Source organism: Microbacterium salitolerans, assembly GCF_019720895.1.
Lineage (GTDB): Bacteria > Actinomycetota > Actinomycetes > Actinomycetales > Microbacteriaceae > Microbacterium.
Map to the genome: position 1 here is coordinate 471630 of NZ_JAHKSH010000004.1, position 21287 is coordinate 492916.

Annotated in this window: 28 protein-coding genes; 7 read left to right on the plus strand and 21 right to left on the minus strand. The window is 68.5% G+C overall.

Going from position 1 to position 21287, the window contains the following annotated elements; translation table 11 throughout:
- Window positions 1-80: 80 nt before the first annotated feature.
- Together KOL93_RS11625 and KOL93_RS11630 are read right to left on the minus strand one after the other, a co-directional pair.
- The gene (locus KOL93_RS11625; protein ID WP_221585516.1) at window positions 81-710 is read right to left on the minus strand and encodes a DNA-directed RNA polymerase subunit beta; all 630 of its coding nucleotides are present in this window, start codon (window positions 708-710) and stop codon (window positions 81-83) included.
- A gap of 37 nt (window positions 711-747) precedes the next feature.
- Window positions 748-1143 (minus strand): hypothetical protein, encoded by a 396-nt coding sequence (locus KOL93_RS11630; RefSeq protein WP_221585517.1) that lies wholly within the window; start codon window positions 1141-1143, stop codon window positions 748-750.
- 55 nt (window positions 1144-1198) lie between these two features.
- Between KOL93_RS11630 and KOL93_RS11635 the strand changes: the two genes are divergently transcribed.
- The gene (locus KOL93_RS11635) at window positions 1199-1909 is read left to right on the plus strand and encodes an aminoglycoside 3'-phosphotransferase (protein ID WP_221585518.1); all 711 of its coding nucleotides are present in this window, start codon (window positions 1199-1201) and stop codon (window positions 1907-1909) included.
- A 16-nt stretch (window positions 1910-1925) separates the two neighbouring features.
- On the opposite strand, the gene KOL93_RS11640 is transcribed toward KOL93_RS11635, so the two are convergent.
- The 10 genes from KOL93_RS11640 to KOL93_RS11685 are packed head-to-tail and all read right to left on the minus strand — an operon-like array spanning window position 1926 to window position 12337.
- Window positions 1926-2699: a DeoR/GlpR family DNA-binding transcription regulator gene (locus tag KOL93_RS11640; protein ID WP_221585519.1), complete on the minus strand. Its 774-nt coding sequence runs from the start codon at window positions 2697-2699 to the stop codon at window positions 1926-1928.
- A 57-nt stretch (window positions 2700-2756) separates the two neighbouring features.
- Window positions 2757-3500, minus strand: a complete 744-nt coding sequence (locus KOL93_RS11645; protein WP_221585520.1) for a sulfite exporter TauE/SafE family protein — start codon at window positions 3498-3500, stop codon at window positions 2757-2759.
- A gap of 32 nt (window positions 3501-3532) precedes the next feature.
- Window positions 3533-4957 carry an NAD-dependent succinate-semialdehyde dehydrogenase gene (locus KOL93_RS11650; RefSeq protein WP_221585521.1) on the minus strand — a complete coding sequence of 475 codons (1425 nt, stop codon included), beginning with the start codon at window positions 4955-4957 and terminating at the stop codon, window positions 3533-3535.
- A gap of 29 nt (window positions 4958-4986) precedes the next feature.
- Window positions 4987-5802 (minus strand): carbohydrate ABC transporter permease, encoded by an 816-nt coding sequence (locus KOL93_RS11655; RefSeq protein ID WP_221585522.1) that lies wholly within the window; start codon window positions 5800-5802, stop codon window positions 4987-4989.
- Window positions 5799-6737, minus strand: a complete 939-nt coding sequence (locus tag KOL93_RS11660) for a carbohydrate ABC transporter permease (protein ID WP_221585523.1) — start codon at window positions 6735-6737, stop codon at window positions 5799-5801. Before KOL93_RS11660 ends, KOL93_RS11655 begins: the two co-directional genes overlap by 4 nt.
- 4 nt (window positions 6738-6741) lie before the next feature.
- Entirely contained in the window at window positions 6742-8046 is a 1305-nt protein-coding gene (locus KOL93_RS11665) for an ABC transporter substrate-binding protein (protein WP_221585524.1), read from the minus strand.
- Between the two features lie 43 nt (window positions 8047-8089).
- A complete protein-coding gene (locus tag KOL93_RS11670; protein ID WP_221585525.1) occupies window positions 8090-8974 on the minus strand; it encodes an aldolase in 885 nt (294 codons plus the stop codon).
- 42 nt (window positions 8975-9016) lie between these two features.
- A complete protein-coding gene (locus KOL93_RS11675) occupies window positions 9017-9925 on the minus strand; it encodes a carbohydrate kinase family protein (protein WP_221585526.1) in 909 nt (302 codons plus the stop codon).
- Window positions 9922-11163, minus strand: a complete 1242-nt coding sequence (locus tag KOL93_RS11680) for an AGE family epimerase/isomerase (protein WP_221585527.1) — start codon at window positions 11161-11163, stop codon at window positions 9922-9924. Before KOL93_RS11680 ends, KOL93_RS11675 begins: the two co-directional genes overlap by 4 nt.
- Window positions 11164-11206: 43 nt before the next feature.
- Window positions 11207-12337, minus strand: a complete 1131-nt coding sequence (locus tag KOL93_RS11685; protein ID WP_221585528.1) for a Gfo/Idh/MocA family protein — start codon at window positions 12335-12337, stop codon at window positions 11207-11209.
- Window positions 12338-12911: 574 nt separating this feature from the next.
- Here KOL93_RS11685 and KOL93_RS16380 point away from each other — a divergent pair.
- On the plus strand, window positions 12912-13817 hold the full coding sequence (locus tag KOL93_RS16380; protein ID WP_221585529.1) for a tyrosine-type recombinase/integrase: 906 nt from the start codon (window positions 12912-12914) through the stop codon (window positions 13815-13817).
- An 88-nt stretch (window positions 13818-13905) separates the two neighbouring features.
- Here KOL93_RS16380 and KOL93_RS11695 read toward each other — a convergent pair whose 3' ends face one another.
- The gene (locus KOL93_RS11695; protein WP_221585530.1) at window positions 13906-14442 is read right to left on the minus strand and encodes a hypothetical protein; all 537 of its coding nucleotides are present in this window, start codon (window positions 14440-14442) and stop codon (window positions 13906-13908) included.
- Between the two features lie 374 nt (window positions 14443-14816).
- Here KOL93_RS11695 and KOL93_RS11700 point away from each other — a divergent pair, with 374 nt between their 5' ends.
- The 5 genes from KOL93_RS11700 (at window position 14817) to KOL93_RS11720 (ending at window position 17139) form a co-directional block, all read left to right on the plus strand.
- On the plus strand, window positions 14817-14975 hold the full coding sequence (locus KOL93_RS11700; protein ID WP_221585531.1) for a hypothetical protein: 159 nt from the start codon (window positions 14817-14819) through the stop codon (window positions 14973-14975).
- Window positions 14976-15053: 78 nt separating this feature from the next.
- Window positions 15054-15761: an SOS response-associated peptidase gene (locus KOL93_RS11705; protein ID WP_221585532.1), complete on the plus strand. Its 708-nt coding sequence runs from the start codon at window positions 15054-15056 to the stop codon at window positions 15759-15761.
- 9 nt (window positions 15762-15770) lie between these two features.
- Window positions 15771-16025: a hypothetical protein gene (locus KOL93_RS11710; protein WP_221585533.1), complete on the plus strand. Its 255-nt coding sequence runs from the start codon at window positions 15771-15773 to the stop codon at window positions 16023-16025.
- An 83-nt stretch (window positions 16026-16108) separates the two neighbouring features.
- Window positions 16109-16432: a hypothetical protein gene (locus KOL93_RS11715; protein ID WP_221585534.1), complete on the plus strand. Its 324-nt coding sequence runs from the start codon at window positions 16109-16111 to the stop codon at window positions 16430-16432.
- Between the two features lie 113 nt (window positions 16433-16545).
- Window positions 16546-17139 (plus strand): Ltp family lipoprotein, encoded by a 594-nt coding sequence (locus KOL93_RS11720; RefSeq protein WP_221585535.1) that lies wholly within the window; start codon window positions 16546-16548, stop codon window positions 17137-17139.
- An 80-nt stretch (window positions 17140-17219) separates the two neighbouring features.
- On the opposite strand, the gene KOL93_RS11725 is transcribed toward KOL93_RS11720, so the two are convergent.
- The 8 genes from KOL93_RS11725 to KOL93_RS16230 form a co-directional block, all read right to left on the minus strand.
- Window positions 17220-17513: a hypothetical protein gene (locus KOL93_RS11725; RefSeq protein ID WP_221585536.1), complete on the minus strand. Its 294-nt coding sequence runs from the start codon at window positions 17511-17513 to the stop codon at window positions 17220-17222.
- 15 nt (window positions 17514-17528) lie between these two features.
- Window positions 17529-18131 (minus strand): hypothetical protein, encoded by a 603-nt coding sequence (locus KOL93_RS11730; RefSeq protein ID WP_221585537.1) that lies wholly within the window; start codon window positions 18129-18131, stop codon window positions 17529-17531.
- A 324-nt stretch (window positions 18132-18455) separates the two neighbouring features.
- Complete coding sequence (locus tag KOL93_RS11735) at window positions 18456-18974, minus strand: holin (RefSeq protein ID WP_221585538.1); 519 nt, start codon at window positions 18972-18974, stop codon at window positions 18456-18458.
- The gene (locus tag KOL93_RS11740) at window positions 18971-19285 is read right to left on the minus strand and encodes a hypothetical protein (protein ID WP_221585539.1); all 315 of its coding nucleotides are present in this window, start codon (window positions 19283-19285) and stop codon (window positions 18971-18973) included. The genes KOL93_RS11735 and KOL93_RS11740 overlap by 4 nt, the downstream gene beginning before the upstream one ends.
- Window positions 19275-19913, minus strand: a complete 639-nt coding sequence (locus KOL93_RS11745) for a hypothetical protein (protein WP_221585540.1) — start codon at window positions 19911-19913, stop codon at window positions 19275-19277. Before KOL93_RS11745 ends, KOL93_RS11740 begins: the two co-directional genes overlap by 11 nt.
- Window positions 19913-20059, minus strand: a complete 147-nt coding sequence (locus KOL93_RS11750) for a hypothetical protein (RefSeq protein ID WP_221585541.1) — start codon at window positions 20057-20059, stop codon at window positions 19913-19915. The genes KOL93_RS11745 and KOL93_RS11750 overlap by 1 nt, the downstream gene beginning before the upstream one ends.
- Window positions 20059-21141 carry a peptidoglycan recognition protein family protein gene (locus KOL93_RS11755; protein ID WP_221585542.1) on the minus strand — a complete coding sequence of 361 codons (1083 nt, stop codon included), beginning with the start codon at window positions 21139-21141 and terminating at the stop codon, window positions 20059-20061. Before KOL93_RS11755 ends, KOL93_RS11750 begins: the two co-directional genes overlap by 1 nt.
- On the minus strand, window positions 21141-21263 hold the full coding sequence (locus tag KOL93_RS16230) for a hypothetical protein (protein ID WP_260406511.1): 123 nt from the start codon (window positions 21261-21263) through the stop codon (window positions 21141-21143). Before KOL93_RS16230 ends, KOL93_RS11755 begins: the two co-directional genes overlap by 1 nt.
- Window positions 21264-21287 lie beyond the last annotated feature (24 nt).

Sequence of the window (21287 nt, forward strand, 5' to 3'; positions counted from 1 at the left end):
CGCCCATATGAGCGCGCGCCGAAGACGACGCGGCCGTCGCGCGTCTGGCGTCCCGCCGTCGACGGGCAAGGAGGAGCCGGTCACGCCAGATCGCCGCGGCGCCACATGCGCGCGGCCGCAGACAGGTCGTCGGCGAAGCTCGTGAGCCGCAGGGCGCGCGTCGTGAGGGTCGTGGCGCGCTCGGGCTCCGTCTGCTCATGGTCATCGGCGAGGTGCGCGGCACCCGAGGCCTGCACACGGCAGAACGCCGCCGTACGGTCGAGCGCGACGGCGAAGTCGCCCGTGAACGCGCCGCGGAGGATCGTGTCGACGAGCGCGACGAGCTCGCTCGGCGTGGCCGGGGTCGGCGCCCCCGCGACGACCGCGTCGCCCGTGTGCAACTCGTGGCTTCCCCGTTCATAGAGCAGCGCGGCGGAATGCGGATCCTGATGGATGCTCACCTGCACGAGGTAGAGGCGCCACAGCACTCCGGGCAGCGTCTTGGCCGGCGAGCGCGACCACAGCTGCGCGATGTCGTCGATGCCATGCTCGGACGTGAATCCGATGAGGCGATCGACGACATCCGGATCCGCTTCCTCACGCACTCGAGCCAGCAGCGTCGCCGCGGTCGAATGGGCGGCGCGCGACACCTCGGCCGGGTCCTCGGATTCGAAGAGCCGGTCGAACGTATCGGAGGGCCGGAACACGGGCTTCGGGAAGTCGTTCGTCATCGCGCACCAGGGTACGCCCGGCACCTGCCGTCGGCTCTCAGATCTCGCCGGGAGCGTCGTCTCCTGCATGCGTGGGGATCGCGGCGAGGACCGCGCGGCCGAGGCGCCCGGCGTCGTCGAACGTCAGCGTGATGTGCGCACCGAGCGGGTTGTGCAGCACCGACGCCTCCTCGAGGTAGACGCCCGAGTCCACGCGCCGCAGCACGTCGTCGCCCAGGATCGCGCCGACGACCATGGTGAGCTCGGTCAGCGGGCTCGGCTCTCGGGTCACCACCGCGCGGTCGATGAACCATCGATCGAGCGAGAGCAGGATGCCCTCCGCCGCCCGACGCTCGCCGATCACGTGCACGTCGCGCGCGGCGCGCAGCACCTCGTCGAACCACGAGCGCGCGGTGTCGACGTAGCCGGTCGAGAAGCTCCTCTGCTCCGTCATGCCGCTCACAGTAGCAATGCGACGGCCGTCGCGGGGCTCCTGGCACACTGGTCGCATGGTCGCCGGCCCTCCTCCCCGCGGCACGCCCGTCCCGCCGTCGATGACGGCGCACGCGGGCGGCCCCGTCACGCTCGTATGGGCGAACGAGGCGGGTGGCCTCACGGGGCGCACCCACGGCGCGGATCCGCTGTTCCTCAAGTGGAATCCGGCGGGGTCCGTCGAGTCCCTCGCCGCCGAGGCGGAGCGGATCCACTGGCTCGCGGGACGCCACCCGGCGCCGGAGCTCGTGGAGCACGTCGCGTCCGACGACGGCGAGCTCCTCGTGACGCGCGCCCTTCCGGGGCTGTCGGCGGTCGACACGATCTGGACGGCGGATCCCGACACCGCTCTCCGTGCGATCGCGGAGGGGCTGCGCGTGCTGCACGCTCTGCCGACGCGGGACTGCCCGTTCGACTGGGGCGTGGAGACCCGCCTGCCGCATGCGTCGTCGACCGTGCCCGCCGCCCCGGTGATCGATCGCCTCGTCGTCTGCCACGGCGACGCGTGCGCGCCGAACACGCTCCTCGGACACGACGGACGGTTCCTCGCGCACGTCGACCTCGGCCGCGTCGGCGTCGCCGACCGCTGGGCCGACCTCGCGGTCACGACGATGTCGCTCGCCTGGAACTACGACGCGTACGACGAGGCGGTGTTCTGGGACGCCTACGGCGTGGAGCCCGACGTGGAGCGGATCGCGTACTACCGCGCGCTCTGGGACGCGACCTGAGCTCAGAGGGCCGCGTCTACGGCGCGAGGACGAGTTCTGTGCCCGCCGCGGTGAGCGCCGCCGCGATCGCGTCGGGCGGTCGGCGATCGGTGACGAGCATGTCGATATCTCGGTAGTCGCCGAGGCGCACAAGGTCGGTGCGCCCCATCTTCCCGTGCGACGCGATCAGCACCACGCGATCGGCCGCCGCCATGATCGCCAGCTTCGTGGACAGCTCGAGGTTGCGCTCGATGTACAGCCCGCGGGAGTCGACGCCCGCGACGGCGATGAAGGCGGTCTCGGCGCGCAGACCCTCGAGGTTCGCGATCGCCATGTCGCCGACGAAGGCCTGACTGTCGTGGAGCAGCTCCCCGCCGAGCGCGATCGTCCGGGCGTTCGGGAGATGCAGAGCGGCCTGCATCACCGGCGCCGAGTGTGTGATGAGCGTGCCGGAGAACGACTGCGGCAGCGCGCTGGCCACGGCGTACGCGGTGGTCCCCGCATCCACGAACACACGCTCGGAGGAGGAGATGAGCGTCACGCACGCCGCCGCGATCCGGCGCTTCGCCTCGGCGTCCTCCCCGGCGCGCGCGGCGAAGCCGACGCCGTGCATCGTGCCGTGCGGCAGCATGAGACCGCCGTGCACGGAGCGCGCGGCTCCTGTCTGGGCGAGTCGACGCGCATCGCGTCGGATCGTCATGTCGGACACCTCGTACGTGGCCGCGAGCTCCGTCGTCGAGACGAACCCGCGCTCCTTGAGGTCCTGCACGATCGCACGCTGCCGAGACGACAGACCTTCGGGACCAGGCACCCTAACTTCTCACCTTCTGCCCGTGAGCGAGACGGAGACCGCCGCCGGGCATTTACGTCAGTTTACGGCCAGCACTCGCGCGACCCCCTGCGCGATGACGGCGATCGCGCCGGCGAAGGCGAGCACGATGACCATGATCCTGGCCGCCTTCGGCCCGACCACCTTCGCGAGCAGGGTACCGGCGGCGACCCCGAGTCCGACAGCGCCGCCGCACACGACCCACTGCTGCCAGGACAGGGAGGGAAGAGCCCATTTGGCGGCCAGGGACGCGGCTCCGAGCACGAAGAAGTACAGCTGCACGGTCGCCGCGAACGCGGGCTGCGGCCATCTGGTCGCGATCGCGTAGGCCGAGATGGCGGGCCCGCCGACGCCCGCGGTGACGTTCATGAACCCGGACGCCGCGCCGGCGGCGATCGCGCCACCCCGGCCCATCATCCGGACGCTGCCCCGCGCGAAGAGGCTCGCGCACAGCGCCACCACCGTCAGCACGCCGATGATGAGGGTGAGAAGTCCGGCCGGGACGAGGCTCGCCACGATCGCGCCCGGCACGGTGGCGATGACCGCCGGCACGAGCAGCAGCAGCGCGCGCCTGCCCTCGACGCGACGCCAGACGGAGACCAGCACCACGAGCGCCGTCAGCGCCCCGAAGACGTTGACGACCAGCACACCCTCGAACGGGCCGAGGAGCACGACGAGGAACGGGGACGCGACGAGCGCGAAGCCCATCCCCGAGATCCGCTGGGTCGCCGTTCCGAGGAAGACCGCGAGACCCAGCGCCGTCAGCGGCAGCCATTCACTCATTCGTCGTGTTCGGGTGCTTCCTGCTCGTCATGTCAGACTCGCCACGCCAGATACTTCGGTTCGGTGAACTCGTCGAGACCGAGAGCGGAGCCCTCGCGGCCGAGGCCCGACTGCTTGACGCCGCCCATCGGGGCGAATGCCACCGAAGGCAGCGGATCGTTGATGCCGACGATACCGGCTTCGAGTCGGTCGGCGACCCGCCAGCATCGCGACGCATCGCGCGAGAAGACGTACGATGCCAGCCCCATCTCGGTGCTGTTGGCCTGAGAGACGGCCTCGTCCTCCGTGTCGAACCGGAATACGCCGGCGACCGGACCGAAGACCTCCTCGCGCGCCAGGCGCGCGTCGTCCGGGACGTCCGTGAACAGCATCGGGCGCACGAAGTGCCCCGTCTCCGGGACGTCGCGCGGGGTCGTCGCCTCCACCGCGCCGCGCGCGACCGCATCGGCGACGATGTCGTTCACCGCCTGCACGCCCTTCGCGTCGATCATGGGCCCGAGATCCGGTGTCGGCTCCGCCAGCCCGTCGCCGATCGACATCGCGTCGAGCCGGCGTGCGAGCTTCGCGACGAACTCATCATGGACGCCCGCCTGCACGAGGAAGCGGTTCGCGCCGACGCAGGATTGCCCTGTGTTGCGTGTCTTCGCCAGGACGGCCGCCTCGACGGCCTGATCGATGTCGGCGTCGTCGAACACGACGAACCCCGCGTCGCCGCCGAGCTCGAGCAGCGGGCGCACGACGCGCTCGGACGCCTTCGCCATGATCGCGCGGCCGACCGACGTCGAGCCGGTGAAGGTGACCACGCGCACGGCGGGGTGCTCGAGCAGCGCGTCGGTGATCTCGCGCGACGGGCCGTGCACCAGGCCGAGCACGCCCGCGGGCACGCCCGCATCGCTGAACGCGCGGATGAGCTCGGTGACCGCGAGCGGAGCGCGCTCCGACACCCGAACCACCACGGGACAGCCGGCCGCGAGGGCGGGCGCAAGCTTGCGCGCCTGCAGCGAACAGGGGAAGTTCCACGACGTCAGGCTCACGACGACGCCCGCGGCCCTGCGCGTGCTGAGGTGCCGGCGTGCGCCGTCCTCCTGGGAGAAGACGCTGCCCTGGGGCCGCCGCACCTCCTCGGCGAACCACCGGATGTACTCGGCTGAGAAGCCGAGCTCGCCGACCGCCTCCGGCAGGCGCTTGCCCGCCTCTGCCGCGAGGATCGGCGCGATCTCGTCGGTGCGCTCCCGCAGCAGCTCCGCGGCCCGCAGCAGGATGTCCGCGCGCTGCCGGCCCGGCAGGCTCGCCCACGCGTCGAAGGCGCGTGCCGCGGCGTCCGCGGCACGGCGAGCGTCGTCGGCGCTCCCCCAGCACACGGTGCCGACCGTCTCCCCCGTTCCCGGGGCGGTCACGCGGCGACGCGCGTCGAGCGCCGACCATTCGCCGTCGATGAGAGTGGTTTCCGTGTGCATGGCAGTCGCCTTTCGTGTCATGTCCGTGGTCATCCCTTGACCGCACCGCTCGTCATACCGGCCACGAAGTAGCGCTGCAGGAACACGTACGCGATCACGACGGGGATGGAGGACAGGAGGACTCCCGCGAACAGGAGCGGATAGTTGGTGAGGTACTCGCCTTGGAACCGCAGCAGCGCAAGCGGCAGCGTCGCCTTCGAGTCGGACGACACGAACATCAGCGGGTACAGCAGCTCGTTCCAGTGCATGACGAACAGGAACGTCGCCGTCGCCGCGATCGAGGGAGCCGACAGGGGCATCGCGATCGATCGATACGTGCGCCACGGGCCGGAGCCATCGATCTCTGCGGCCTCGTACAGCCCAGACGGCAGGGTCCTCATGAATCCGCCGAGGATGAACACGGCGACCGGCAGCGTCGACACGATGTTGATGAGGATCAGCCCGAGCTGGCTGTCGAGCAGTCCCAGCTGACCGAACTGGATGTACTGCGGGATCATGTTCGCCTGGGTCGGGACCGACATGCCGAGCACGATGAACCCGAACAGCAGCCAGCCCTTCCATCCGGGGATCCGCGAGATGCCGTACGCGGCCAGCGACGCGATGAACAGCGTGAGCAGGACCGAGCTCACGGTGATCACCGTGCTGTTGACGAACGCCACCGCCAGATTGCCCCCGGTGAGCACCTCGGCGAAGTTGTCGACGTTCGGCGACGTGGGCACAGCGAAGGAGCTCTCGAAGATCTCCGAGGTGGTCTTGAAGCTGCCCGACAGCACGACGAAGAGCGGGACGGCGATCAGCACCGCGTAGACGACGAGGATGACGGCGCGGGAGACTCTGCCGGTCATGATTCCCCCTTCTGGATGAGCCGGAGCAGTCGCCGGATCGTGAAGGTGATGATGAGGATGAAGATGATGAACAGCACGGACTCGGTGGCCGCATAGCCGAACTCGGAGTTCGCGAAGCTGGAGTAGATGCGCGTCGACAGGATGTCGAGGGAGCTCGGCGGCGGATTGCCCGAGATGCTCAGGACGACGTCGAACGCCTTGAACGACTGGATCGTGGTGTAGCCGACGACGATCGCCATCGCCGGGCCGATGAGCGGCCAGGTGACCGACCAGAATCGGCGCCACGGTCCCGCCCCGTCCACTTCTGCCGCCTCATACAGCTCGGCGGGGATCGCCTGCAGCCCCGCGACGAAGATCGTGATCATCATCCCGGCGTGGAACCAGATCTGCACGACGGCGAGCCAGAAGATGGCCTGCGTCTCGTCGCCGAGGAACGAGGACTTCCAGGCGCCGAGACCGACGGCATCGAGCGTGCTGTTGATGACGCCGAAGTTCGGGTCGTAGACGAACTTCCAGATGAAGCCGACCGACACCGACGACAGGATCGTCGGGAAGAAGTACAGCGCCCGCAGGAAGACGTTGGTCTTCGTGTTCTTCACCAGGAAGACCGACAGGATCAGGGAGAGCACGGTCTGCCCGACGAGAACGACGACCATGAACTTCAGGTTGTTCGCGAGCGCGTTGCCGAACAGCGAGTCGTTCGTGACGGCGCGGACGAAGTTGTCGAGTCCGACGTAGTCGAAGTCGGCGCTGTATCCGTCCCAGTTCGTGGTGGCGTACTGGAAGGTCTGCAGCATCGGCAGGATGAAGAAGGTCAGGTACAGCGCGAGCGCCGGGAGGGGGAACAGGTAGAGGGCGGGCGAGACCCGCCGTCGCGAACGCCGGAATCGGCGCTTCGTGCCGCCGCCGGTCACGATCAGTTCTGTGCTGGTCATGTCATCACCCCGCCGCCGCGATGCGCTGGTCGACGATCACCTGTGCGTCTTCGGCCGCCTGCTCCGGCGGCGTGCCGGTCATGGCCGCGATCCCCGCCGCCTCCACGGAGTTGCGCATGTCGAGGTCGAGGAACTGGAAGCGGGTCGCCAGGGAGAGGTCCTTGTCCAACCAGGGCGTCAGCCGCTGCAGGTCGGGGTTGGTGTACTCCACCCCGGCGACCGACGTGTGCTGGGCGGTGTTGTCGCCGTAGTAGGCGGCGATCTCGGGGTCGCTGAGGAACTCGAGCCATGCCAGCGCCGTCGCCTGGTTCTCGCTCGCGGCGTTGATGCCGAGGATGAAGGTGGCGTTGTACACGCCGACGTACTTCGCCTGCCCCGGAGCATTCGTCATGGCGGGAACCAAGTCGATCGGGAACTCGGCGCCGAGCGAGCGCGCCGAGGCGATGTGGTAGCTGCCCGTCGCCAGGATCGCCGCGTCGCCGGTGGCGAACATCTGCTGCGCCGGCTCTGCCGCGGTGCCCGCCGCGTTGTCCTGCGTGTACTGACCGAGTTCCTGGTATCGCCGCAGCATCTCGACGAACCAGTCGTCCGTGCACGCGTACTCACCGGACTGGAGCTTCGTGAACATGTCGTCGCTCGGAGCGATGTTCATCGACATCGAATTGATCAGCTGCCCGGCGTTGCCGGGGTCGGCTCCCGGGATCGCGAACGGGATGACCCCGCGGCTCTTCAGCTTGTCGAGCATGTCGAGGTACGAGTCCCAGTCCTGCGGAGCCTCGGCATACCCGACCGCACTGAGCAGATCCATGTTCGCGATCGGCACGTTGAACACGATCTGGTACGGGAAGCCGTACTGTTCGCCGCCCTTCGCGCCCGCGCCGATCAGGCTCTCCTGGTAGCGCTCGACGAGACCCGACGAGCCGAGCTTCGCGAACAGGCTCGCCGCGACGAACTGCTCGAACTGGTCACCTCGCCCCGCCGGGGCGACGTCGCCGATCGACCCGCTGCGCAGGCGTCGCAGCGCCTGCGCCGCATAGTCGTTCGACGTCGAGATGTCCTGGTCGACCCGGACATCCGGATTCTGCTCGATGAACCGGGCGATCAGCTCCTCGAACACTTCGCGATCCTCGCCGCGCCAATGTGCGAAGGAGAGCTCGCCGCCGACGCCGCCCGACGCGTCGAGCGTGGTGTCGTGCTGGATCGTGGTGCCCGGTGCGGCGCACGAGGCCAGCAGCGCACCGAGGCCGACGGCGCCCGTGAGGCCGAACAGCTGGCGCCGGGTCGGGCGCCAATTCTGTAGCGATGACATTGTCCGCAACTCCTTTGTTGGGGGAATGATCGGCGGGCGCCCGCTATCGGGCGAGCGCTCCGTCCGCGACGTCGACGAGTCGCCTCAGCCGATCGACGGCGTTCGTCGCCAGATCCGCCGGCACGTCGTCGGCGCCCAGCGACGGCGCCCACACGGCGCGCCCGGCGAGGAAGCCGGAGGCACCCTGCTCGCAGGCGATCCGCACGGCGTCCGGGAACACGTCCGGCGCGACGCCGGACGACAGAATCACCCAGGGGCCGTCGATCGCCTCGGTCAGGCGCGTGCACTCGGCTCGCAGCACCGCGACGTCGCCGCTGCCGCGCATCGGCATCTCCGCCTTGTACAGGTCGGCTCCGAGCGAGCCGAGCTCCTCGGCCGCGCGATGCACGCCGTCGTTCCAGTCCCAGTCACCGCCGGAGATCGGGGCACGGGAGACCGGCTCGATGATGCTCGCGAGCCCGGCGTCGCGGCAGATGTGGATGAACTCGCGCGTCATCGCGATCCGCTCCTCCGGCGCCTCGTCCGGGCGCCAGAGCACCAGCAGCTTCAGCGCGACGGCACCGCGGCGCTTGAGGTCGTGTGCATCGATGAGCCGATCGATCGTCACGCGCCCGACGAGCTCGCCGTGCGCCGGCTCGAAATGGTCGGCGGATCCGATCAGCCCGCAGGACGGATCGACGACCCGCTGTTCGATGGCCTGATCGAGAGCGAACTGGCGGTCGATGAGGACGGCAGAGGCCAGCGGCGTCAGCACGCGCGCCGCGGTGAGCTTGAAGTCGAGGAGGTCATCATCGGTGACGCGACCTTCGGTGTGCTCGGCGAGCATGTTGCGCAGCGCCTCGCGCTGGTCGACCGCGAGCATCGCGAACGCTCCGGACGGGCGTCGCAGGGGCGCGAGGGGGTCGGTCTCGATCTGGATGTCGGTCATGTCGTCGTCCTTGTCGTCGAAGTCGATGAGCAGGGGGCGGGCTCAGCGAGCCAGCGCCCGGATGGTCTCGTCGTGGTCGGGGATGCGCGTCCGGCCGTCGAGGCCTCGGCACGACAGCGTCGCGACGGTGGTGGCGTACTCCACGGCGCCGCCGAAGCCGCCGTCCAGCAGGCCGCTGTCCGCGTGAAGCAGTCCGGCGATCAGGGCGCCGTGGAAGACGTCGCCGGCGCCGAGCGTGCTCACGACGTCGGCACGCGGCGGCGTGGCGGCGGCGCGCTCACCGTCCGCGCGCAGGCCGAACGACCCCCGGCCCCCGTCGGTGACGACGACGGCGTCCGCGCCCTCGTCGATCGCTCGGCGCATGCTCTCGTCGAGATCCTCGCCCCCGTAGCGGCGTTCGAGCGCCTCGCGGGTCGGGGCGAAGAGCGCCGTGCCGTCGAGAGCGAGCCCCGGGATCTCGTTGCCGGCGTCGATCGAGAGACGCGGACCGGGGATCCGGTCGCGCAGGTCTCGCACCGCCTGCCAGCCATGCTGGTCGACGTGCACCCATGCGGCCCCGGAGATCAGCTCCTGCGCGCGCGATGCGTGGGAGAGATCGAGTCGCGGGCCGACACGATTGACGATCGCGCGTGTGCGCTCGCGGCCACTGACGATGACGATGCTGCGCGAGGTCTCGGCTCCGGGGACCGCCACGAGTCCCGAGACGTCGACGCCTTCCGCCGCCAGCCGGGCGCGCACGCGGTCGCCGGCCTCGTCGTCGCCGACGGCTGCGATCACGGCACTCGGAACGCCGAGCCGCTGCGCCGCCACGGCGGCCGTCGCGGCCGGCCCTCCCCCGCCGAACACCATGCCGTCCGCGACCACGCGCTCGTCGGCATCCGGGTACCGGTCGACGAGAGCGATGGAGTCCTCCGTCGCGACTCCCGCGAAGACCGCCCGGGGCGTGGTCACGAGGTCACCGTGTCGAGGAGGCCCGCGGCGAGCGCCGGTGCCATGGCGGGTGCGAGCGGGAGGCGCGGGACGATCAGGCAGTGCATCAGATGGTAGATATCGGGCTTGCCGTCCCACACTTCGGTCGAGACGACGTTCTCCGGAGAGAGCTCCTGCCACCACGAGCCGTTCTCGGTGTCGATGAGGTGCTCCTTGGCGTAGTCCCAGAAGCGCTGGTACCACTGCTCGTACTCGTCGTCGCCCGTGACGCTGTACAGGGCGGAGGCCCCTCCCATCGCCTCGACGACGACCCACCGGATCCGCTCGCGGACGACGGGTTCGCCATCCCAGCCGACCGAGTACACGAAGCCCGGGTTGCCGTCCGGCTCCCAGGCGTCGCGCACCGCGGCGCGGAACACGCCCGTCGCGTCCTCGACCAGCCAATCCGGCGCGTCGAGGCCGCGGTTCAGCAGCGACTGGCGCAGCGAGAGCAGCAGGCGCGCCCATTCGGTCCAGTGCCCGGGGGTGCCGCCGTAGGCCCGGAATCGGTGGGCGCGATTGTCCGAGTTGTACTCGAACAGTGGGGTGAGGGTCTCGTCGAAGTGCTCGACGACGCGGTACTCGTTGTTCCGAGCGACCTCGTGGATGATCTTCCGGCTGATCTCGAGGGCGCGGTGGAGCCAGACGTCGTCGCCTGTCACGTCCGCGACCACGAGGAAGGCCTCGACCGCATGCATGTTCACGTTGCCGCCGCGGTACGCCTCGGTCTCGGTGAACGCGGCGTCCCACGACTCGAGGCTGATCTGGTTCTCGTCGTCCCAGAAGCGACGTTCGAACAGCTCGATGGCGCGGTCCAGCAGCTCGCGGGCACCGGGCCGCCCCGCGGCGGATGCGCTGGCGGCGCCGAGCAGCACGAAGCAGTGCGCGTAGCCGGGCTTCGAGGTATCGACCGGCCCGTCCGCGTTCACCTCGGCGAACCAGCCGCCGTTGACGTCATCGTGCAGCGGGCCGTTCAGCGCCCGGATGCCGTGGTCGACCAGCGCGCCGGCGCCGGGCCGCCCCATCAGCGCCGCGAGAGAGTACACGTGCACCATCCGACTGGTGATCCACAGCTCGGTGTTCTTGTCGTCGCGCACCACGCCCTGGTTGTTCAGCCAGCCGAATCCGGTCGGCACCTTCGCGCCGCGGCCGAACTCGAACGTGCGATCCGCTTCGGCTTCGAGCCATCGCGCGTGAGCCGGTGTGTTGAGCCACTTCATCGGATTCCTCTTCCTCGTGTCGCGTTCAGATCCGCCGGGGCCCTCAGGACCGTGCGAAATCGAGATCCACCGGCTGGTGCGTCGCGGCGGAGCGCTCCGCCGCGATGCCCATCAGGACAGCGCGGAGGCCGTCCTCGAGCGTCACCTCGACGTCGGCCGCGCCCCGCACCACCTCCTGGAACCGCTGGTGCTCGAAGAACGTCGAGCCGTAGTGCCCGCCAGCCGCCTCGAGCTCGGGGTCGATGCTCACGTCGTGGTGCACGGGCCCCTGCGGCTCGCGCGGGCTGAACGTGACGAAGGCGTCGCGCTCCAGCGCGGTCCAGTGACCCGATGCCACGGGGACGCCGACCTCGGTCTTGGCGACGTCGCCGATCACCGACATGTGCTCCTGATACTGGCTGCCCTCGGCGAACATGCACAGGTTGAGCATCGCGCGACCGCCGCCCGCGAAGTCGACCGTCACGAATGCGTTGTCGAGGATGTCGGGCACGTGGCCGTCGTAGCTCTCGTCTCGATGGTTCACGTCTGCCGCGCCCGACGCGTACACGCGCACCGGCTCATCACGCAGGATCAGACGCATCAGGTCGAAGAAGTGGCACGCCTTCTCGACGAGCGTTCCCCCGGTGCGCGCCGCGAACCGGTTCCAGTTCTCGACCTTGTGGAGGAACGGGAAGCGATGCTCCGTGATGGTCAGCATCCGCGGCGTCCCGGTCCTGCCCCCGTGCACGTCGTCCAGGAAGCGCTGGACCGGCGGCATGTAGCGGTACTCCATGGCGACCCAGATCGGTGCACCGTACTCCTCTGCGGCGCGTCGTACGCGTTCCGCGTCCTCCGGAGTGGTCACGAGGGGCTTCTCGATCAGGATCGGCAGGGCCACTCCGGTCGAGAAGACGTCGAGCAGGATCTGCGCATGCGTGTCGTTGGGGGTGGCGATGATCAGCGCGTCGAGGTGCTCATCGGCGAGCATCTCCGCGTGCGTGGCATATGTCGTCGCGTCCCGGGACAGCAGCGCGCGCGCCGCGTCGAGCGACGGTGCGTGCGGATCGGCGATCGCCGCGATCTCGCTGCCCTCGAGCATCTCGACGTAGCGGATGTGCTCACGACCCATCGTGCCCGCACCGACCAATCCGTAGCGAAGCGTGCGGGTCTCGTCACTCGAAGCGTGGTCCGCCATGTCACCGTCCTCATTGCGCGATGTGCTTTCTCCAACGTTCAGTGTTGGATTTCGAACACGCTAGCAATGGGGAGCATCACCCGTCAACAGTCTGTTCGTCGCGCACTCGCCCGAAGGCGGCCGCGCCGATCGCCTTCGAAGCGGGCGACGGCGGGGCACGAGAATCCGCGGATCCACAGCCGCCGCGGTTCGTCAGACATCTCGGCGTGGAGAATCGCCGGTCGCCGACCGACCGAAGGGGCGCCCGAGCGTCGGAGCGCAGCGCCCGAATGCAGAATGACCGGGGCGACGGCCCCGGCCATTCCTCGTTCTCGGTGGGCCCAGCGGGGCTCGAACCCGCGACCCGCGGATTATCAGAGCGCTGTTTCAGAACCGCGGTCCATCGTCGACCTTGCTGAGTTCCGCGAGGCGCGGGTCTCGTGATGGCACCGCGTGTTTCTGTCCCGTCGCTGGCCATCGCCACGCCCTAGCTTTGCACGGCGACACTGTCGCCATGGTCTCTGACAGGCCGTGCACGCACGTCAATAGCGTGATCTCGTCCCCATCACCTACCCGTGCACCCGTGGAGGAACCAGTGACCAGCTGGACGCTTATCCGTAATGCCTGGGCCGACGAACAGCGCGCCGCCGGCCTCTCACCTCGAACGATCGAGGGCCGCGATGCCCTCCTCGCGCTCCTCGAGGCCACTGGCAGGACCCCAGAGACGGTCAGCAAGACCGACATGATCGCCGTACTCAACCGTCGCCACGCGCGCACCGGAGGAGACCTCTCACCTGGCACTCGTCAGGTTGAGCGCTCCTATATGCAGACATGGAGTCGTTGGATGCTCGAGGAGGGCTACCGCCCCGACGACCCTGGCGCGCGCCTTCGCAAAGTGAAGGTCCCCCGGCGCCGCCCACGTCCACTCACCGAGACGCACATCACGAACATGCTCGACAGCGGCGCGTACCAGTCCACACGCGACATGATCGTGATCGCTGCACTCACCGGCCTCCGCATCGGCGAGGTCGTGAAAATCCGAGACGAGGACATCGATCGCGTCACAAACACCATCCGCTCGCTCCGCAAGGGCGGCCTCGAGCACATCGTCTACATGCCGCCCGCCATCCAGGAGATCGCGGATCGCCGCGGCGAGCGCGGCTGGTGGTTCCCGTCGCCGTACTCGAACAGCCGATTCCCTGACGGCGGAGGGCACGTGCTCATGAAGTCGGCGTCAACGTCAATCTCGCGTGTGTTGCGCAAGGCAGGGATCGCGGATCCACGGATCACGGGGCACAGCTTGCGGCACTACTACGCGACTACGCTCCTGCGCCAGGGCGTGGGGGTGCGCGTCGTGCAGGAGATGATGGGACATGCAAGCCTGGCGACGACACAGCTCTACCTCGAGGTCACAGACGACGAGATGGCGGCCGCGTCGAACGTCCTACCATTCATCTCTCCTCGAGCGCGATCCGGACGCGGGCGCGGACATGCTGCCTAGCCAAATTGGGGGCCCCGTTGCATGTGGCCCGAGGCACGCACATTGGTCGACGTCGCTACAGAGCCGCGTCATTGCGCCTCGCGACGCTTCAATGCGTGTGCTTCTGAGTGAGCTCCGCGGCGGCTTCTAGACGCTTGGCGGTCTCAACGGTGCGACCACTCGGCGCCTGGTTACGGGCCGCTGCCATCGCGATCTCCCGCCCCAAGTTTAGGAGATCGTCTCGATACTCACCCGGCGAGCTGGGCCCCCAGCTGTCCTCGATGCCCTCATCTACGATCGCGTCCAGAACGAGCTCAAGTCGTTCGCGGACCGCTCGGTCGTTCACTCTGTCGACTTGATATCGCAAGGTGAGATCAGCTTGGACCCATCCTTCCGATAGAAAGATGCGATCGTCCCATGCGTCCGATCCCAGAGCGATGCTGCGGAGAGCTTTGCTCTGGCCGAGGAACGACTTAGCGACCGACTCGAGTATCCCTCGCGCCGCTTCTTCGTCCGCCCGCTCGCGATCCAATCGCGCACGTTCGTCCGCACGTCGCGCAATCCGTGCCGACCCGAGATACGTCAGCACACCACCTGCGATCACGCCACCAACGCCGACCAGCGCCGTGAGCACTTCTGAATCCATTCTGGAAGTCTAGAGATCGACTCGTCACTTCGAAGGTCGCGCTCCGTGGATGACGAAAGCGCACACGCGCCAACGTAGAAGGGCGCACGCCGTACCCTGAGGCCATGGCTCTCACCCAGGACGACGTCCGAGCAATCAAGAACGACTGGTCCAAGCTCAGCGGAGAGGTTTGGTGCACCCATGATCACTGGGAAACTCTGATTCCCAAGCCTGAGTTCGGGCCATATGACCATGCCTGCACGACGTGCGGTGTGACTTGGAACGGTGACAATCGACCTGACGCAACTGGCCGCCGTGGACCACGCTGACCGCAACAGCAAAGGGTTGTCCCTCCCGCTCGAGAGCAGAAGGGGTTGACGACTTACTCTGTCGACATGGATCTGTTCGAGCACGCCGCGCAGCCCATATGCCCTGAGTGCGGGGTCACCATGCACCCGGAAGACGGGCGCGACGAGTGTCGCGAGTGTGGGTACCGGATCGAGTGGCCCGAAGCGCAGCACCCCGGATACGGCGACGACATCGCGGACGTGTAGGACCACAAGGAGACGCTAGGCCTCCCGCCTACGATCGGACTAGTCGACGACGAAGGCCGAGCGGCCTACGCTGACGGCATGTGCGGACGCTTCGCCCTCGACGACAAGGTCAACGCCGACATCACGGAGTTCGTGACGGCCACCGGCCGGCAGGCCGAGGAATGGTCATGGGACTGGGAGCCGCGCTACAACATCAAGCCCACGACGCAGATCCCGATCCTCGTCGACGCACCGAAGACGCGCGAGCTGCGCATCGAGGGCGCCCGGTGGGGACTCGTGCCGCCCTGGTCCGACAGCCTCAAGCTGAAGTTCCCCACGTTCAACGCCCGCACCGAAGGCATCACCGGCAAGGCGACTTGGAAGGGCCCGCTGAAGTCGCGACGGTGCATCGTGCCGGCAGCCGGCTACTACGAGTGGACCGGCGAGAAGGGGGCGAAGACGCCCTGGTGGATCCACCCCGACGACGGTTCGCTCGGCTTTGCCGGCCTCTACGCGTGGTGGCAGGACAAGAGCGTCGCCGACGACGACCCCGCCCGATGGACGCTCACCGCCACGATCCTGACGATGCCCACCGTCGACGAGCTCGCGTCCATCCACGACCGCAACCCCGTCGGCCTCCCGCAGGACCTCTGGGAACATTGGATGGACCCGGAGACCACCGGTGACCAGGCACTCGTCGACGAGGCCGTGAACGCCTCGCGCGGCGTCATGGAGCAGCTCGAGTACCACCGGGTCATGCCATTCAAGGCGACCGACGACGGGCCGCAGCTGCTCGAGCCCGCGTAACCTGGATCGGTGCCCTACACCGTGACGATCCGCCCCACCGCGACGACCGACATCGAGATCGCTGACACGGACAGCATCGACGCGTTCAACGCCGCCGTGACCGCCGCGCTCCCCGACGGACACGACCTCGTGAAGGCAGACCTCAAGACCGGCATCGCGACCATCCGGCCACGCGAGACGAAGGACATCACCATCGCCGACCGGAGCGAGCTCGGCACGTGCGCCCCCGACGGGTGGATGGCGCTCAGCATCCGCAAGGCGTAGCCCCGCGGCGCGCGCGTCGCGCCGGCAGATTCATTCGAACATAGTTACTACACTTGCCCTCACGTCGAACGTGAGGAGACAACGTGGGCAGCAGCAAGCGGTACCCCGACCACGCCGCGCGGCTCGCCGAGGAACGTGAGCTCCGCGATGCACGCAAGCACGGAGACCTGCACACCCTCTCGACTGAGCAGCTCGCGCTCCACTCCCGCATCGTGAGCATCGTCCCCGAGCATCGGCAGCTGCGCGCGTTGACCTGGCTCCGGTTCGGTGACGCCGACGTGCGCGCGACGGTGCGCGTGCGGCGGTGGACGGAGACGGCGGTCGGGGTCGAAGTGGACGTGGACGGCGAGCGTCTGCGCTGCTGGGTGTGGCGTGGTGCCTGCGCACCAACGGGACCAATGTCGTGATGCCGTGCGCACCCGCCGCCCCGCCACTCTCGATCAGGCCCCGTAGCGCGTCGCGGATCACAGATCCCTAACGACCCCCGCCCTTCAGCATGGGCGCTAGCTATGCTCCGGCTATGACGAACTCCCCAGGTATGACACCGGGTCCCCAGGTAGCCGACGAGACGAAGCCGAAGAAGCCGTGGTTTACGCGATGGTGGGTCTGGGTGATCGCTGCGGCGGTCGTCGTGGGAGGAATCGGAAGCGCACTCGGGCTCGGAGATGACGACGAGGACCTGTCCGCCTCGGAGCCCTCCGAGACGACAGCGCCCGAACCTGCCGCGACACCGAGCGAGGATCCGGTCGAGGACGTCACCGAGGAGCCCGCTGCGGAAGAGGAGCCAGCCGAGCCCGTCGAGGAGGAGCCGGCGGAGCCCGAGATGTCGCTCTCCCAGGAGAATGCGGTGGGAGACGCGCAGTCCTACCTCGCCTATTCCGGGTTCTCACACGAAAGCCTCGTCACGCAGCTCGAGTTCGAGGGCTACCCGCGCGAAGACGCCGAGTTCGCGATCGAGTACCTCGCGCCGGATTGGAACGCCGAGGCCGTCGAGTCCGCGGAGAGCTACCTCGACTACTCGAGCTTCTCGCGACAGGAGTTGCTCGACCAGCTGCTGCACGAGGGATTCACGCCCGAGCAGGCCGAGCACGGCCTCGCGGCCGTCGGATACTGAGCGCACGACCACCCACACGCCTCACCCACCAAAAGCGCCCCTCCGGACGAAGCCGGAGGGGCGCTTGGAGTCTGCGCGGTCTAAACTGCTGCGCGAATGTCGACGAGCAGACGGTCGAGAACGCCGCGTAGCCGCGCCGACGTGTTGAGGTGCCGGGCAAGACTAGGCGATGCGTTGTGCACGACTAGCTCTCGGGCACTCCGCACCTCGAGGAGCTGCTTGCAGAGCTCATCGACGAACGACTGACTCGCTGCGGACACGTTTGCGACATCGATCTCAACCGACACGCCTGCGAGCGAAGCAGGCAGTTCAGAAGCCAGTTCAGACGCGCGGGCGCGTGAACCAGCGAGGTCCGGTACGGCGAGGGCGGTCATGACTCACCAACTTTCCTAGGCGGGCAAAGATACCTGGATGACGGTGCCTTCGAACGGCTGGTCGACCGTCCGCTTCGTCACAGTATCGCCCTCGTACCTGAAAATCGCCACCCCCGACGCGATATGCACTACACCGCCAGCTGCGATCGAAGTGCTCACAGTCTCTGGGAGGCCCTGCCCTCGGCCCACTTCACCAGTGGCACTGATGTTCGCCACGGTGGCCAGTTCGATTGCGTTGGAATCATCGTTCACCGCCTGGCGCTTCTCGAGGCTCTCCCGCAGCCCGATGCCGCTGTCAGCGATCGCGAAGATGATGCGTCCGTTAATCGTCTGCGCAACTGCGTATCCACCATCGACCTCCGCGTGAAACTCGATGTTCCCAACTGTCTCGCAGATCGCGTTGTGGAGCGCCTCAACGACGGCCGGGTCCGTGCCGTTCGCATGGAGCTTGTCCGCAACGAGTGCAGCCACCTTCTCGCCACCGTGCTCCCCCTGCACCTTCTGAAGCTCGAGCAGTTGCGCGGAAAGATCGCGCGCGTTCACACTCGGGAGATCGTGCGAGACACCCATCCGCTCCATCTCCGCTCCGAGACCGATACGGGCGAGGTAGTTCGCCACGTTGACATCCTTCGGCCTCAGCACAGTCACCTGCTGTCCCGCGCGACGAGCACGATCCGCCAAAGCGATCGTGCCTGCAAGTGCTACAGGCTCCACGAATGTTGCGTTGGTGAAGTCCGCGATGCTTCCGTCACCCCACTGGGTGCTGAAATTTGTGGGGTTGAGACTTCCGCTGAGCTGCATTAGTAGACGTACCTTGCGTTGTGGGGCGGGGACCCTCCGAGCATATCGACGAATCGCCCCTCCCAGGGAGCCTGCCACCGCTGTGGCGTCAGTAGCTCACCCAGGAGGGGCGATCGTGTATTGCTGGTGCGGGCGTGAAGGTCAGAACGTGCCCGCTGGTGGACGAGTGACGCCGCCGGGCGCGAGACCGTCGTCCGAACCTGCCGGCGCAGCCGGGGCGTCGACCGGCAGCGTCACCACTGGATCCGATGTCGGCATGGTCGGAGCCGTCGGTCCAGCGGGCAGGGTGGCGAGGATGAGGCGCAGCAGCGAGATGAATGCGGACATCGCCGCGGACTGCAGCACGAGGGCCCAGTCGACATCGGTGATCAGCACCGCGCCGGTGAGGCCGGCCGCGAGAGCCTGGCCGAACGTCTTCCCCACGCGCTCGAGTGCCGCGAGCCACCAGGGCAGCTCGACGCCGTCGGACTCCGGGAGGCCAGCGAGCGACGTCGCGAGAGAAGCGATCGCGCCCACAGCGGCGGCCGAGAGCGCGACAAGCCACGAGATGTCGGCGATGACCGTCGCGCCGAGATAGGGGATCACGACGGCGATGGCCGTGTAGAGGGCCCGGAGGCCGGCAGCGCGCCACCATGTGGCGCTCGTGATGCGGTTCTTCATGGAGACTCCCTCGAGGGATAGTCGGGCAGGTGGTCCGCCCCGAGGCACGGGGCGTCGATGATGACGCGTCGATGCACGGCGAGGGACTCCTCGACGCGGCGGATCCGACGCGCGAGCCGGTCCTCTTCGGCTTCCGCGCCCTCGAGCGCCGTGCGCGCTTTGTCGCGTTCCTGGATCGCTCGGTCGACCTCGGCGCGCCTCTTGCTGAGGTGTCCGGCGTGGGCGTCGCGGGCCCAGTCGATGAGCTTCGTGACGACGGCGCCCACGACGCCGGATCCGAGGATCAGGGTGAGGATCTGCTCAGTCGTCATGGGGCGCCTCCGGTCGCGGCTCGAACGAGTACCCCCGAATGAGCAGCCACCGAACGGCGAAGAGAGCTCCCGCGAGCGCGATGACGCCAAGCTGGGTGAGGCGCGATCCGCTCGTCTCAAGCTGGCGGCCGAGCACGACGATCCCGTAGATGCCAATGCCTGCCCCGGTCAGAATGATCGCGAGGCGCTCCGCCCACCACCACCCAGGCAGCACGGCGAGGGCGCCACCGACGCCGCCGGCGATGAGCAGGATCGCCCACGCCGTCGACAGCGGGTCGCCGAGGGATCCCTCGACGGTGCGCGGTGGGGAGACGAGGGTCGTGATCCCCGTGTAGGTGACGATGAGGTACACCACGAAGAAGGCCGACGTGATGTGTCGCGGCTCCGTGATCGATTCCCACACGTGCCTCAGCGCGACGGCGACGACCCGGCGAGGCGAGCTCGCCGTCACGCGCCGTCGGCCGAGCTCCTCGTGCGGCTGGTCGATCATGCGATCCGCAGCGTCGATGCTCGAGGCGCGGTCCTTCGACCGAGCCGCGAGCAACGCGCCGGCGAGAGCGCAGAGCATCGTCAGGACGATGCCGGCGACGGTGAGCACCAGCGGCGGGACGTTCGAGATGAGCTCCATCACATGGCACCTCCTCGCGCCGTGAGGAACGCGATCAGCCACAGGAAGAAGACGATCGACCGGACCGCCGCCCACGCCGCGAGCGCGGTCATTCCGAGCGTGACGAGGCCGACGATGAGGGCGAACGTCTTCGTTCCGGCGGGCATCACGTCACCGGGGCTTCCCAAGCGGCCGCCCATGTGGCGGGGCCGATGAGGCCGTCGGCCTTCAGGCCCTTCTCGCGCTGGAAGGCGAGGGTGTTCTCGCGGGTCTCGGTGCCGTAGAGGCCATCGGATCCGTGGAGCGGGAACAGCCAGCCGCGGTCTTCCATGCGCTGCTGCCAGCGCCAGAGGTGCTTCCGCATCTCGGAGGCGGTGCCGTGGCGGTTGCCGTGGTGTCCGCTGACGGACTCGCGCGGGCCGCTCTCGGGGCCGAAGTACCAGTCCTTCGGGAGCGGGAACGCGGGCGCCTTCGGGGTGCTCGGCTTCGGCGTGCCTCCCGACTTCGCGGGGGCCTTCTGCAGCGCGGCCCACGTGGCGGGGCCGACGTCGCCGTCGACCGCGAGCCCGGCGGCAGCCTGGAAGGCGCGCACCTTCTTCTCGGTGTCGGGCCCGTAGATGCCGTCGACGGTCGTGGCGTGGCCGTGCACGCCGAGTCGCTTCTGGATGTCGCGGATCGGATAGCCGGCCCACGTGCCGGACGTCGAGCCGCCGCCACCGCCGATCGGGGCGGGGCCGTCGCCGGATCCGAGGATCTGCTGCGCGCGGCGCGTGATCCACGCCAGGTCCATGCCGCCGGGGCACGCGGTCGCGTAGGAACCGCCGTGGATCGTGTACACCTCACGGTGTCCGAGGACGGTCCACGTCGACGGGGAGCCGTTGCGGTGCGGGTAGAAGCCGAACGACTGCGCTGCGGACGCGACGAACTGCGCGATCGATTCGTGCGTCGCAGCCGACAGCGTCCACGAGGGGGCGGCGCTGTCGTTGACGCACTCGCACGTCATACCCCAGCTGTCCCAGTAACCGTCGCCGAGGGACCAGGCGCGCCGGTTCGCGGGCACCGTCTGGATGATGTCGCGGTCCTTGATCGCGGCGTGTGCGGAGACGGTGCGGCCGCCGGGCATCATCATGCCGACGAGTGCCTCGACGCTGCCGGTCATGGCGGCGTGGTGGAGGACGACGCCACCGACACCGCGGATGCGGGGGCTGTGGTCGCTCGTCAGACGGGTTGCGGTGTAGACGCTGCTCATCAGTCGTCTCCCCTGTCACCCTCGGGACGGACCATCGCGTCGGATCCGTCGTACTCGTCGTTCGGGTCGAGAGCGCGCTTCTGTAGCGCCAGCACCTCGGCTTCACGGGCCTGCTTCGACATCACTGCTCCTCCGGTTCATGCATG